Source organism: Amycolatopsis sp. NPDC004378 (assembly GCF_053602455.1).
The window spans coordinates 193,513-205,542 of record NZ_JBSGDR010000008.1 but is presented as its reverse complement, the minus strand read 5'-3'; the positions used below and the strand labels follow the sequence as shown (position 1 = coordinate 205,542).

15 protein-coding genes are annotated in these 12,030 nt (G+C 69.8%); 8 read left to right on the top strand and 7 right to left on the bottom strand.

Translation table 11 applies throughout. The features are described from left to right. Positions 1-7: 7 nt before the first annotated feature. On the bottom strand, positions 8-1,228 hold the full coding sequence (locus ACWEN0_RS24485; RefSeq protein ID WP_451977707.1) for a cytochrome P450: 1,221 nt from the start codon (positions 1,226-1,228) through the stop codon (positions 8-10). Positions 1,229-1,407: 179 nt separating this feature from the next. On the opposite strand from ACWEN0_RS24485, the gene ACWEN0_RS24480 reads away from it, so the two are divergent. Then, on the top strand, positions 1,408-2,058 hold the full coding sequence (locus tag ACWEN0_RS24480) for a TetR/AcrR family transcriptional regulator (RefSeq protein WP_451977704.1): 651 nt from the start codon (positions 1,408-1,410) through the stop codon (positions 2,056-2,058). 63 nt (positions 2,059-2,121) lie between these two features. Further along, entirely contained in the window at positions 2,122-2,991 is an 870-nt protein-coding gene (locus ACWEN0_RS24475; protein ID WP_451977701.1) for a GH12 family glycosyl hydrolase domain-containing protein, read from the top strand. Here the strand turns inward: ACWEN0_RS24475 and ACWEN0_RS24470 are convergent. The 4 genes from ACWEN0_RS24470 to deoC are packed head-to-tail and all read right to left on the bottom strand — an operon-like array spanning position 2,988 to position 6,517. After that, the gene (locus ACWEN0_RS24470; RefSeq protein WP_451977699.1) at positions 2,988-3,218 is read right to left on the bottom strand and encodes a hypothetical protein; all 231 of its coding nucleotides are present in this window, start codon (positions 3,216-3,218) and stop codon (positions 2,988-2,990) included. The two genes, ACWEN0_RS24475 and ACWEN0_RS24470, sit on opposite strands and share 4 nt — an antisense overlap. A gap of 32 nt (positions 3,219-3,250) precedes the next feature. Then, complete coding sequence (locus ACWEN0_RS24465; RefSeq protein ID WP_451977696.1) at positions 3,251-4,117, bottom strand: aldehyde dehydrogenase family protein; 867 nt, start codon at positions 4,115-4,117, stop codon at positions 3,251-3,253. Continuing rightward, on the bottom strand, positions 4,110-5,543 hold the full coding sequence (locus ACWEN0_RS24460) for an aldehyde dehydrogenase family protein (protein WP_451977693.1): 1,434 nt from the start codon (positions 5,541-5,543) through the stop codon (positions 4,110-4,112). The genes ACWEN0_RS24465 and ACWEN0_RS24460 overlap by 8 nt, the downstream gene beginning before the upstream one ends. Next, positions 5,543-6,517, bottom strand: a complete 975-nt coding sequence (gene deoC / locus ACWEN0_RS24455; RefSeq protein ID WP_451977691.1) for a deoxyribose-phosphate aldolase — start codon at positions 6,515-6,517, stop codon at positions 5,543-5,545. Before deoC ends, ACWEN0_RS24460 begins: the two co-directional genes overlap by 1 nt. Positions 6,518-6,625: 108 nt before the next feature. Here deoC and ACWEN0_RS24450 point away from each other — a divergent pair, with 108 nt between their 5' ends. Next, complete coding sequence (locus tag ACWEN0_RS24450; protein WP_451977688.1) at positions 6,626-7,261, top strand: Uma2 family endonuclease; 636 nt, start codon at positions 6,626-6,628, stop codon at positions 7,259-7,261. On the opposite strand, the gene ACWEN0_RS24445 is transcribed toward ACWEN0_RS24450, so the two are convergent. Further along, positions 7,258-7,872, bottom strand: coding sequence for a DUF1707 SHOCT-like domain-containing protein (locus ACWEN0_RS24445; RefSeq protein WP_451978168.1), 615 nt, complete (start codon positions 7,870-7,872; stop codon positions 7,258-7,260). The genes ACWEN0_RS24450 and ACWEN0_RS24445 overlap by 4 nt on opposite strands. A gap of 85 nt (positions 7,873-7,957) precedes the next feature. Between ACWEN0_RS24445 and ACWEN0_RS24440 the strand changes: the two genes are divergently transcribed. Genes ACWEN0_RS24440 through ACWEN0_RS24430 form a run of 3 tightly spaced genes read left to right on the top strand, consistent with a single transcriptional unit; the run spans position 7,958 to position 9,961 of the window. Beyond that, positions 7,958-8,380 carry a protein-tyrosine phosphatase family protein gene (locus ACWEN0_RS24440; RefSeq protein WP_451977685.1) on the top strand — a complete coding sequence of 141 codons (423 nt, stop codon included), beginning with the start codon at positions 7,958-7,960 and terminating at the stop codon, positions 8,378-8,380. 5 nt (positions 8,381-8,385) lie between these two features. Further along, a complete protein-coding gene (upp, locus tag ACWEN0_RS24435) occupies positions 8,386-9,009 on the top strand; it encodes a uracil phosphoribosyltransferase (RefSeq protein ID WP_361101620.1) in 624 nt (207 codons plus the stop codon). Beyond that, positions 8,984-9,961, top strand: a complete 978-nt coding sequence (locus ACWEN0_RS24430; RefSeq protein WP_451977682.1) for a pentapeptide repeat-containing protein — start codon at positions 8,984-8,986, stop codon at positions 9,959-9,961. The genes upp and ACWEN0_RS24430 overlap by 26 nt, the downstream gene beginning before the upstream one ends. On the opposite strand, the gene ACWEN0_RS24425 is transcribed toward ACWEN0_RS24430, so the two are convergent. After that, on the bottom strand, positions 9,943-10,551 hold the full coding sequence (locus ACWEN0_RS24425; RefSeq protein ID WP_451977679.1) for a TetR/AcrR family transcriptional regulator: 609 nt from the start codon (positions 10,549-10,551) through the stop codon (positions 9,943-9,945). The genes ACWEN0_RS24430 and ACWEN0_RS24425 overlap by 19 nt on opposite strands. An 83-nt stretch (positions 10,552-10,634) precedes the next feature. Between ACWEN0_RS24425 and ACWEN0_RS24420 the strand changes: the two genes are divergently transcribed. Together ACWEN0_RS24420 and ACWEN0_RS24415 are read left to right on the top strand one after the other, a co-directional pair. Continuing rightward, a complete protein-coding gene (locus ACWEN0_RS24420; protein ID WP_451977676.1) occupies positions 10,635-11,036 on the top strand; it encodes a MerR family transcriptional regulator in 402 nt (133 codons plus the stop codon). Between the two features lie 50 nt (positions 11,037-11,086). Further along, positions 11,087-12,010, top strand: coding sequence for an aldo/keto reductase (locus ACWEN0_RS24415; RefSeq protein WP_451978164.1), 924 nt, complete (start codon positions 11,087-11,089; stop codon positions 12,008-12,010). Positions 12,011-12,030: the final 20 nt, after the last annotated feature.

The following is a 12,030-nucleotide window of genomic DNA, read 5'->3' as shown; positions in this document are numbered from 1 at the left end:
GTCCCCCTCACCAGGTCACGGGCAGGCAGTAGAGGCCGAAGATCTGCGAGTCGTGCTTGAACGGCAGCTGGTCGACCGGCGCGGCCAGCTTCAGCTCCGGAATGCGGCGGAACAGCGTGTCGAAGACGATCTGCAGCTCCATCCGGGCCAGGTTCTGCCCGAGGCACTGGTGCGGGCCGAACCCGAACGCGACGTGGTGGCGGGCGCCGCGTTCGAGGTCGAGCTTGTCGGCGTCCTCGAACGCGCTTTCGTCGCGGTTGCCGGAGTAGCTCAGGCCCAGGACACCCTCGCCCGCACGGATCAGCTGCCCGCCGATCTCGACGTCTTCGGTGGCGACGCGCGACGTCGCGAACTCCGCGATCGTGAAGTACCGCAGCAGCTCCTCGACGGCGTCGAGCGTCTTGCCGGGGTCGTTCTTGATGAGCTCGAGCTGGTCGGGGTTCTCCAGCAGCGCGACGGTGCCGAGCGAGATCATGTTCGCCGTCGTCTCGTGCCCGGCGAGGAGCAGGAGGAACGCCAGCGAGACCAGCGAGTCGTGGTCGACGTCGCCGTGCTCCTCGCGCTGCTTGAGGACCTGGCGGCCGAGGAGGTCGTCGGTCGGGTCGGCTTCCTTGGCGCTGACCAGCTGGTCGAGGTAACCCTGCATCTCTTCGACCGCCTGCATGCGCGCTTGCTGCGTCACCTCCCGGTTCAGCAGGGTGGAGCTGCGCGACTGGAAGAAGTCGTGGTCGGCGTACGGGACGCCGAGCTGCTCGCAGATGACCAGCGACGGCACCGGCAGGCTCAGCGCCGAGACGAGGTCAGCGGGCTTCGGGCCGGCGAGGATCGCGTCGATGTGCTCGTCGACGATCTGCTGGATCCGCGGCTGCAGCGCCTTCATCCGCTTGACGGTGAACTCGCCGACGACCTCGCGGCGGGCGGCGCCGTGCTCCGGCGGGTCCATGTTGATCAGCGACGCGGTGAAGCGGCGGCGCTGCGGGCGGCCCTCGCGGGTCAGGATGGGGAAGCCCGGGTTGAACCGGTTCGAGCTGAACCGCGGGTCGGTCAGCATCTCGCGGACCTCTTCCAGCCGGGTGATGGCCCACGCCTCGGAGCCGTCGGGCAGGCCGACGCGCTGGACCGGACCTGCCGCGCGCAGCTTTTCGTACGACGGCGGCGGGGCGAACGGGCACGTGCGGGCGAGCGGGAAGACGTCACCCTTCGTGGTGGGTTCGGCGACTTCGGTCATTTCGGGCCCCCTAAATCGGACGTAACGTATGCGGAGGATTACATTCCGGTTCTAGTCCCCAAGGTACCGAAGTGGAAGGAAGTCGTCCACTAGCTAACGGGTGACCCACTGGAGTTCGAGTGCGTGGCCCCTTGACCATGCGAGAATCACCCCGCGCGATTCAGCGAGAGGCGAACGGCATGACGGCAGACCCCGAGACCACCCTGCGGGCGGACGCGCGGCGCAACCGCGATCAGATCCTGGCCGCCGCGAAGAGCATCTTCGCCCTCTCCGGGCCCGAAGTGCCGATGGAGGAGATCGCCCGCGCCGCCGGCGTCGGTGTCGGCACGCTGTACCGCCGGTTCCCCGACCGCGACGCGCTGGTCCGCGCGGTCGCGATGGACAACTTCGAGCGCGTGCTCGTCGACGCCAGGGTGATCGCCGCCGAGGAGACGTCCGCGTGGCGCGCGCTGGAGCGGCTCCTGCGCCAGTCCGTGGAGCTGCAGCTGAGCGTTCAACTGGCGATGGTGTCGCAGCGGGCGCTGGTCATCCTGAAGAGCGACCCCGAGGTCCGGCGGCTGCGCGACGAGATCCTGACGGTCCTCGACGAGTTCGTCGACGGCGCCAAGGCCGAGGGCATGCTGCGCCCGGACGTCGGCGCGGGCGACATCGCGATCCTGTTCGCGACGCTCCTGCGGCAGATGCGCGCGAAGTCGCCGGAAGTGGCGGAGATGGCGGCTCGCCGGTGCGTCGGAATCATGATCGACGGGCTTTCGGCGCGGCCGGGCTCGGAACTGCCCGGGCGGCCGATCACGTCGCACGATCTGGATCCCGCGGACGACCACACCTGATTCTCAGATTCGCGTGTTAAGGTCCCGCCTCGTTCTGCCGGACATCAGGCTGCGGGCGGGAAAATGCGACGAAGAATGCTGGCCGCGTTGTGGGCGATTCCCTTTCTCGTGCTCGCCGGCTGCGGCGACGGCCCGGTGGGCGGCGTGGCCGCGCCGGCCTCGGTCCCGGTGCCGGCGACCACCTCGCCGTCTTCGTCGTCACCGCCGTCTTCGCCGGCCTCGACCACGCCTTCTTCCCGTGCGGCAGTACCGGCTCCGGCCGCACCGTCGACGACGCCGGTGCGCGGCTGCCGCAGCCCGGAGTTCTCGACGAGCGACCCCGACGGCGGCTGGTCGGACGGCGGCTACTACGTCCACAACAACATGTGGAACTCCGACGAGGCGGGCCCGGAAACGCTGCGGGCGTGCGCGTACGACAACTGGTACGTGGATTCCAGCCAGCCCGATTCGACGTCGGTGAAAACCTACCCGAACGTCCACAAGGACATTAACGACCTCAACGGAAAACCGTTCAACGACTATTCCGTGATCAAATCGACGTTCGCCGGCCGCGGTCCGGGTGTCGGCATCTACGACGTGGCGTACGACCTGTGGCTGAACGGCGTCGGCGACGGCCCGGGTGTCAGCGAGCTGATGGTGTGGACGGAGAACCTGAAGCAGGTCCCGTCGGGCGACAAGCTGACGACGTACACGGCGGCCGGAGAGACGTACGACGTCTGGGCGAACGACGGCGGCTACCTGGCGTTCGTGTCCCGCGCGACGCAGTACTCGGGAAGCGTGGACCTGAAGGCGATGATCGCGTGGGCGATCGGCAAGGGCCTCATCCCGGCGAACCCGACGGTCAACCAGATCGGCTACGGCATCGAGTTCTGCTCAACGGGCGGCGGCAAGGCCCGGTTCACGTTGACGGACTTCTCGGTGACGATGAGCTAGCGGGCGTACCGCAGGATCGTCCGCTGCGACGGGCGGAACAGCGGCCAGCCGACCACGAGGTTTGTCACTGTCAGCCCGACGGCGACGAGCGGAAGCATCGGGTAGAGAGCGATCGCCGGGGTCACCGGGTGCACGTTCGCCGGATGCGGGGCGTCGTTCCAGGTGATGTTCGCCGTGAAGGTAGCGCCGAAGAAGAGGGTGCACAGCAACGAAGCGACGGAGGCCACCGCCTGGGCGATGGCCTCCGTCGTCGGGGAACTCAGACGCCCAGGGGGTGCCAGACCGTCTTGGCCTCCAGGTACCTCCGCAGCCGGGTCAGGTCGGGGGCTGCTGTCCAGTCCGGCTCGGATGCCGGGACCGTCAGCACTCGCTTCACCGTGTTCGCCGCTTCGCGTGCCAACCCTGGGCGGTCCTCCGGGGTCGCCCCCGTCGGGTCCAGGGCGTTGACGTCGGCGTGCGATGCCAGCCATGGGCCCAGCTCGGCTGCGTGGCCCGTCAGGATGTTCGCCACTCCGCCCGGGACGTCCGACGTTGCCAGGACCTCCGACAGGGTGATCGCCGGCAACGGGCGTTCCGCGCTCGAGACCACCACCGCCGTCGAGCCGGTCGCCAGGACCGGGGCCAGGACCTCGACCAGGCCCAGCAGGGACGACTGCTGCGGCGCCAAGACGCCCACCACGCCCGTCGGCTCCGGGACCGTGAACGAGAAGTACGGGCCCGCCACCGGGTTCGCCGCGCCGAGGACCGTCGCGATCTTGTCCGTCCAGCCCGCGTACCAGACCCAGCGGTCGATCGCCGCGTCCACAGTGGACTCGGCCTTCTTCGCGGTCAGGCCCTCGGACGCCGACACCTCGGCGATGAACTGGTCGCGGCGGCCTTCCAGTACCTCGGCCACCCGGTAGAGCACCTGGCCGCGGTTGTAGGCCGTCGCCGCCGACCAGCCCGGGAACGCCTTGCGGGCCGCCACCACCGCGTCGCGGACGTCCTTGCGGGACGCGTGCGCCGCGTTCGCCAGGAACTTGCCCTTCGGGTCCGTCACCGGGTAGACCCGGCCCGACTCCGATCGCGGGAACTTGCCGCCGATGTACAGCTTGTACGTCTTGGCGACGGAAATCCGGTCAGACATCGAGGTAGGCCTCCAAGCCGGTGCGGCCGCCTTCGCGCCCGAAGCCGGATTCCTGGTAGCCGCCGAACGGCGCGGCGGGGTCGAAGCGGTTGAAGGTGTTGGCCCAGACCACGCCGGCGCGCAGCTGGTTCGCCATCCACAGGATCCGGGAGCCCTTTTCGGTCCAAATACCGGCCGACAGCCCGTACGGCGTGTTGTTCGCCTTCGCGACGGCCTCGTCCGGCGTGCGGAACGTCAGCACCGACAGCACCGGGCCGAAGATCTCTTCACGCGCGATGCGCATCGACTGGTGGACGTTCGCGAACACCGTCGGGGCGAAGAAGAACCCGCGGTCCGGCACCGGGCAGGGACTGGTCCAGCGCTGCGCGCCCTCGGCGTCGCCGGACTCGACGAGCCCGCGGATCTTCGCCAGCTGCTCGGCCGAGTTGATCGCGCCGATGTCCGTGTTCTTGTCCAGCGGGTCGCCGATGCGCAGCGTGGACACCCGGTAGCGCAGCTTCTCCAGCACCTCTTCGGCGATCGACTCCTGGACCAGCAGCCGCGAGCCCGCGCAGCAGACGTGGCCCTGGTTGAAGAAGATGCCGTTGACGATGCCTTCGACGGCCTGGTCGAGCGGTGCGTCCTCGAAGACGACGTTCGCCGCCTTGCCGCCCAGCTCGAGGGTCAGCTTCTTCGGCGTGCCCGCGACCTGGCGCTGGATCGCCTTGCCGACCTCGGTCGAGCCGGTGAACGCGATCTTGTCGATGCCGGCGTGCTCCACAATGGACGCGCCGATGTCGCCCGCGCCCGGCAGGATGTTGACGACGCTCGGCGGCAGCTCCGCCTGCTGGCAGATCTCCGCGAACACCAGCGCGGTCAACGGGGTCGTCTCCGCGGGCTTGAGGACCACGGTGTTACCGGTGGCCAGCGCCGGGGCGATCTTCCAGGCCAGCATCAGCAGCGGGAAGTTCCACGGGATGATCTGGCCCGCGACGCCCAGGGGCTTCGGGTTGGGCCCGTAGCCCGCGTACTCCAGCTTGTCCGCCCAGCCGGCGTGGTAGAAGAAGTGCGCCGCCGCCGTCGGGACGTCGGAGTCGCGCGACTCCTTGATCGGCTTGCCGTTGTCGAGGCTCTCCAGCACCGCCAGCTCGCGTGAGCGCTCCTGGATCAGCCGCGCGATGCGGAAGAGGTACTTGGCGCGCTCGGTGCCCGGCATCTTGGACCACACCGAGTCGTACGCCTTGCGCGCGGCCTTCACCGCGGTGTCCACATCGGACTTCGACGCGGTGCCGACCTCGGCGAGGACCTCTTCGGTGGCCGGGTTGATCGTCTTGAGCGGCTCACCCGAGCCGTCGACGAACTGGCCGTTGACGAACGGCTTGTAGTGGTCCTTCAGGTTCGCGATGGCGCGCGACTCGGGCGCCGGTGCGTACTCGAAAACGGGCATCAGTCCACCGTCACGTAGTCGGGGCCGCTGTAGTGGCCGTCCACCTGGGTGCGGCGCTGCAGCAGCAGGTCGTTGAGCAGGCTGGACGCGCCGAAGCGGAACAGGTCCGGGACCAGCCACTGCTCGCCGGCGACCTCGTGCACCGCGACGAGGTACTTGATCGCGTCCTTCGTCGTCCGGATGCCGCCCGCGGGCTTGACGCCGCGCAGCTCGCCGGTCGTCACGAACCAGTCGCGGACGGCCTGCAGCATGATGTGCGTGACCGGCAGCGTCGCGGCCGGGGAGACCTTGCCGGTGGACGTCTTGATGAAGTCGCCGCCGGCCAGCAGCGCCAGCCACGACGCCCGGCGCACGTTGTCGTAGGTCGCCAGCTCGCCGGTCTCGAGGATGACCTTCAGGTGGGCGTCGCCGCACGCGGCCTTGATCGCCTGGATCTCCTCGAAGACGTCCATGTACCGGCCTTCGAGGAAGGCGCCGCGGTCGATCACCATGTCGACTTCGTGCGCGCCCGCGTCGACGGCGATCTTGGTGTCGGCCAGCTTGATCTCGCGGCTGGTGCGCCCGGCGGGGAAGCCGGTGGCGACGCTCGCGACGTGCACCCCGCTGCCCTTGAGCGCTTCGACGGCCGTGGCGACCATGTCCGGGTACACGCAGACGGCGGCGACGCGCGGGGTGTCCTGGCGCTCGGGATCGGGGCGGACCGCCTTCGCGGCGAGCGCCCGGACCTTGCCGTGGGTGTCGGCGCCCTCCAGCGTGGTCAGGTCGACCATGGAGATGGCGGTGTCGATGGCCCACCGCTTGGCATCCTTCTTGATGCTGCGCGTGCCGAGGCCCGCCGCGCGCTGCTCGACGCCGACCTGGTCGACACCGGGCAGCCCGAGCAGGAACCGGCGCAGGCTCGCTTCGTCGCGAGTCGCGTCCGCCAGCGGTGCCGGGGTGGCCGGCGCCGCTGACGTGCTGGTCGTGGCTGTCATGCCGCTGAGTCTAGGCGGCGGGTCCGACAGTGTGCGGGGTCCGGAGGTGGGTCACTCGGTGTGACGTTGTCGGCAGGTCGTGTCACATTGGTGGCTGGGGACCAAGGAATGTCGCAACAACTGTGGTTCTATTTAGGCCAGAAAAGTGGTTGGCGCGGGTTGGGAGCCGAGATGACTGCTCTGCCTGACTGGATGGAGCTTCCGGTCACGGGCTTGAGTGTCGCCGATTACGATGCGTTGCCAGAAGAAATCTGCCGTCGCATCGAGATCGTTGATGGAGCCATCGTCGTGAACCCGGCACCTCGCCGCCCGCACCAGATCTTCGCCAGACGGTTGGCGAACGTCCTCGAGGCGGCATCCGGCCCTGACCTCGAGGTCGCCACCGACGTCGACCTGCGGCTGCGTGACGTGCCGCTGCTCAACCGGCGTCCGGATGTCGTGGTGTACAGCTCGAGCTTGCCGGGCGAAGCGGTGCTCAGGCCGGAACATTGCAGTCTCGTGGTCGAGGTCATGTCACCCGGCTCGGTCACCGCGGACCAGATCGACAAGCCCGGCGAGTACGCCGCCGGTGGGATCCAGCACTTCTGGCGCGTCGAGAACACCGACGACCCCGGGAAGCTCCGTGTCTTCCGCTACCAGCTCGACCCCACGACCAAGACCTACGCGCCCGCGGCCGTGCACGACGGGCCGTTCACCGTGACCGACCCCTTCACGGTGAACGTCGACCTCGCCGGGCTGCTCTAAGCCCCTTCGATCTGCGGTGGTTCCGACCGCTTGGCCGGCTTCCGGTAGACGACGACCCCGCCCCAGAACCCGAGCCCGTTGATCTTCACCGTCGGTGCGGTCGGCGGTGCGGGTGGTGCCCCCGACTTGTCCTCCAGCACGAACCCGCCCATGAAGCCGATTCCCGTGACGTCCACGTTGATGTCGTCCGGGACCGTGATCTGGATGCCGCCCATGATGGCCACGGCCGTGATCGTGCACTGGCGGTCCGCGAAACGGGCTTGGCGCAGGTCGATCTCCGTGCCGCCCCAGAACGCGAAGCTGTTGTGTTGCGGGGGGAGGACCCAGCTGCCCTTGCGGACCGCGCCCGACAGCACGCCGATCGACACCGGGCTGCCCGGGTGGCCGCCGATGCGCTGGTCCGGGAAGGCCAGCGCCCGCGTGGTCGCCGGCTCGATGGCCGCCGGCGACGTGGGGAGGTCCGCCGTCACCGGTTTGAGTTCGCCGAGCGTCTTAGCCGCGTAGACCGTCGAGAGCCGCTCTTCCAGCTCGTTCACCGTGATCCGGCCTTCCGAGAGGGCGTTGTGCAGCACCTGCGCGACGCGTTCACGGTCCGCGTCGGAAGCCCGCATCTGGTCGGGCGTCAGTTCGCTCACCCGGGGCAGCCTAGCGGCGAAAACCACCCTGTGTGTCCATCTTCCGGAGGACACTGAGCCCATGGTCGAGTTTCCGGACGGCACCCGCGTACGAGGCCGGGGGCTGGGCAAGCCACGCCCGGAGGGACCCGAGCCGGATTTCGGGCTCTACCTGGGTACGAGCCGGCTGCGGCGCAAGCACGGCGGCGGTATCACGTGGCCGCACGAGTGGATCACCTGGCCGGACTTCCTGCTGCCCGTCAACCCCGAAGAAGCCCGCGAAAAGATCAAAGCCCTCCACGCGCGCGCCAAGACCGAATCCGTCGAAGTCGCCTGTTACGGCGGCGCGGGGCGCACCGGCACGGTCATGGCCTGCCTGGCGATCCTGTCCGGCGTCCCCGCACACCAAGCCGTCGCCTGGACACGAGAGCACTACCACGAACGCGCCGTCGAAACGCCCTGGCAGCGCGGCTGGGTGAAGAGCTTCGCGAAACGACTAGATTGACCCGCATGGATGTGCACGTCGTCGACCACCCCCTCGCGAAGGCCCGGCTCTCCACGATGCGCGACGCGCGCACGGACAGCGCCGCGTTCCGGGCCGCGCTGCACGAGCTGACCGTCATGCTGGTCTACGAAGCCACGCGCGACGTGCCGGTGAAGACCGAGCGGATCCACACGCCGGTCGCCCGCACCGAGGGCTACACGCTGGCCAAGCCGCCGCTGCTGGTCCCGGTGCTGCGGGCCGGCCTCGGCATGGCCGACCAGGCGCACAAGCTGATCCCGGACGCGCAGATGGGCTTCGTCGGCCTCGCGCGCGACGAGGAGACGCTCAAGCCGACGCCGTACCTCGAGTCGCTGCCGGAGTCGCTCGCCGACCGGCCGGTCCTGGTGCTCGACCCGATGCTCGCCACCGGCGGCTCGATGGAGTACACGATCCGGCTGCTGACCGACCGCGGCGCCGACGACGTCACGGCCATCTGCGCGCTGGCCGCGCCGGAAGGCCTGGCGCACCTGGAGAAGACCGGCCTGCCGGTCCGGGTGGTCACGGCCAGCATCGACGAGCGCCTCAACGACTCGGGCTTCATCGTGCCGGGCCTGGGCGACGCGGGTGACCGCCAGTACGGCGCCGTCTGAGCCGTTGCCGGTCCTGAAGTGGCGGTGGATCGCCGTGACGGCCGCCGGGGTCGCGGTCGTGACGGCCGGGTTGCTCTGGCTCTTCCTGGCCTGGTCCGGGCAACCGGACGCGCCGGTGCGCATCGACGCGGTCAAGACGGCGTTCGGCGTGGGCGCCGGCGCGGGCGGGGTGTTCGCGCTGTGGCTGGCGACGCGCCGCCAGCGCACGCTCGAGCTGCAGCTCGCCGAGACGACCCGCGTCGCGGGGGTGACCGAGCGGGACCTGGAGGAGCGGCGCGTCACCGAGCTGTACACCAAGGCCGTCGAGCAGCTCGGCAGTGACAAGCCGCCGGTGCGCCTCGGCGGGCTGTACGCGCTGGAGCGGCTCGGGCAGGACAACCCGAAGCAGCGCCAGACGATCGTCAACGTGCTGTGCGCCTACCTCCGGATGCCCTTCGACGGGCCGCCCGCGGGGCTCAGGGGCACGACCGCCCGCCGGCTGGCCGAGGACCCCGACGCGGGCGAAACGCTGGTCCGCCTGGCCGCGCAGGACCTGCTCAAGGCGCACCTGACCCACGACGCGGCCGGCTACTGGCCCGGCATGTCGCTCGACCTGCAGCGGGCCACCCTCGTCGACTTCCGGCTGAGCGGCTGCAGCGTGGACTCCGCGGACTTCAGCCGGGCGAAGTTCGTCGGCGCGGTCCACATCCGCGGCACGACCTTCGCGCGCCGGACCGGCTTCTACGGCACGGAGTTCACCGCGCTCGCGAACTTCGACCGCACGGTCTTCGCCGAAGGCGCGTTCTTCACCCGGGCGCACTTCGGCGGCGACGCCGTCTTCACCCGGACCCGGTCAGGCGGCCGGTTCGAGTTCGCGCACGCCGTCTTCGACGGCGAAGCCGAATTCGACGACGGCGAGCACGACGGCCTCGAACTGGCGGGGGCGGAGTTCGGTCAGGACGGCGGTTCCTGAGGCCGAAGCCAGCCGGAGGCGTTCGCGCGCAACGCCGTTTCGTACGAGCTCGTGACGTCGAAGCCCTCCGGCAGGTTGCCGGTCAGTTCCAGGGAGACGAGCCCGTGCACGAAGGCCCAGCAGCCGACCGCGACGGTCTCCGGGGGGACGTCGAGGAAGACGCCGTCGGCGATCGCGCGGCGGATGATCGCCTCCAGGGGCTCCAGCGTCTTGCGGGCCAGCTTCTCGGCGTCTTCGTTGGGCTCGAACCCCGGCAGGGACTTCGTGAACATGATCCCGTAGAGGTTCGGGTCGGCCAGCGCGCTGGCGCGGTAGGCGCTGCCGAGCGCGACGAGGTCTTCGACCGGGTCGCCGGTCAGGGGCGTGCCCGCCATGCGGGCGCCGAAGCGCTGGAACCCTTCCGTGTAGAGCGCGTTCACCAGTTCGGGTTTGCCGCCGAAGAGGGAGTACACGGCGGTGGTCGACGTGCCGGCGTCGGCGGCCAGCTTGCGCAGGGAAAGCGCCTTCGGCCCGTCCGCGGCGATGAGCTCACCGGCGCGGTCGAGCAGTTTCAGCCGCAGCGCTTCGTCGTGCGTGCGTGGTCGAGCCATCCACGCAGCGTAGCGCAACACTGTTATGAATCGCCAGGCCGGGAGTTGACCTGGAGTGCACTCCAGGTCGTAGTGTCGAGGTCATGAGCTACTCGATAGCGGAAGCCGCGCGACGTAGCGGACTGTCCATCGACACCCTCCGGTACTACGAGCGCATCAAACTGCTCGACCCGCCCGCCCGCGACACCGCCGGGCGCCGCGCCTACTCCGACGAGGACCTCGGCTGGCTGGGGTTCCTGACCAAGCTGCGCACCACCGGGATGCCCATCAAGAGCATGCGCGAGTACGCGTCGCTGCGCCGGCACGGCGTGGCCAGCGCGGGCCGCCGCAAGGCCCTGCTGGTGGAGCAGCGCCGGTCGGTCGCCGAGCGGATCGCCGAGCTGCAGGCCTGCCTCGACGTCCTCGACTACAAGATCGACAACTACGCCCAGGTCGAGCGCAAGGTGCTCGGCGTCGAACCCGGCATGGAGGAGATTTCCGCGTGAAGACCAGGAAGCTCGGCGCCCTGGAGGTCAGCGCCCAGGGGCTCGGCTGCATGGGGATGAGCCAGTCCTACGGCGTCCGCGACGACGAGCAGGAGTCGGTCGCGACGATCCACCGGGCGCTCGACCTCGGGGTCACGCTGCTGGACACCGCGAACGTCTACGCCAACGGCGTCAACGAGGAGCTGGTCGGCCGCGCGATCGCCGGCCGGCGCGACGAGGTCGTCCTCGCGACGAAGTTCGGCATCGTGTGGACCGACGGCGCGATGGGCGCGCGCGGTGACGCGGAGTACGTCAAGAAGAGCTGTGACGAGTCGCTGCGCCGGCTCGGCGTCGACCACATCGACCTGTACTACCAGCACCGCGTCGACCCGGCCACGCCGATCGAGGAGACCTGGGGCGCGCTGGGCGAGCTGGTGGCCGCCGGGAAGATCCGGTACGCCGGGATCTCCGAGGCGAGCGCGGCGACGATCCGCGCCGCGCACGCGGTGCACCCGGTGACCGCGCTGCAGAGCGAGTGGTCGCTGTGGACCCGCGGCATCGAAGGCGAAATCCTCGGCACCTGCCGGGAGCTGGGGATCGGCGTCGTGCCGTTCTCGCCGCTGGGGCGCGGATTCCTGACGGGCGCGGTGAAGTCCGTGGCGGACCTGCCCGAGGACGACATGCGCCGCGGCCTGCCGCGCTTCGCGGAGGGCAACTTCGAGCGCAACACGGCGATCGTCGACGCACTGCGGAAGCTGGCGGAGGAGAAGGGCGTCACGGCCGGTCAGCTGGCGCTCGCCTGGGTGCAGTCCCACGGCGAGGACGTCGTGCCGATCCCGGGGACCAAGCGCCGCAAGTACCTCGAGGAGAACGTGGCGGCGGCTTCGCTGGAGCTGACGGCGGACGACCTCGCGGCCATCGAAGCGGCCGCGCCGGCGGAAGCCGTCGCGGGGGAGCGCTACCCGGAGCGGCTGGCGCGCGCCGCCGGCCGGTAGGCAACTCCTTCTGAGCCTTT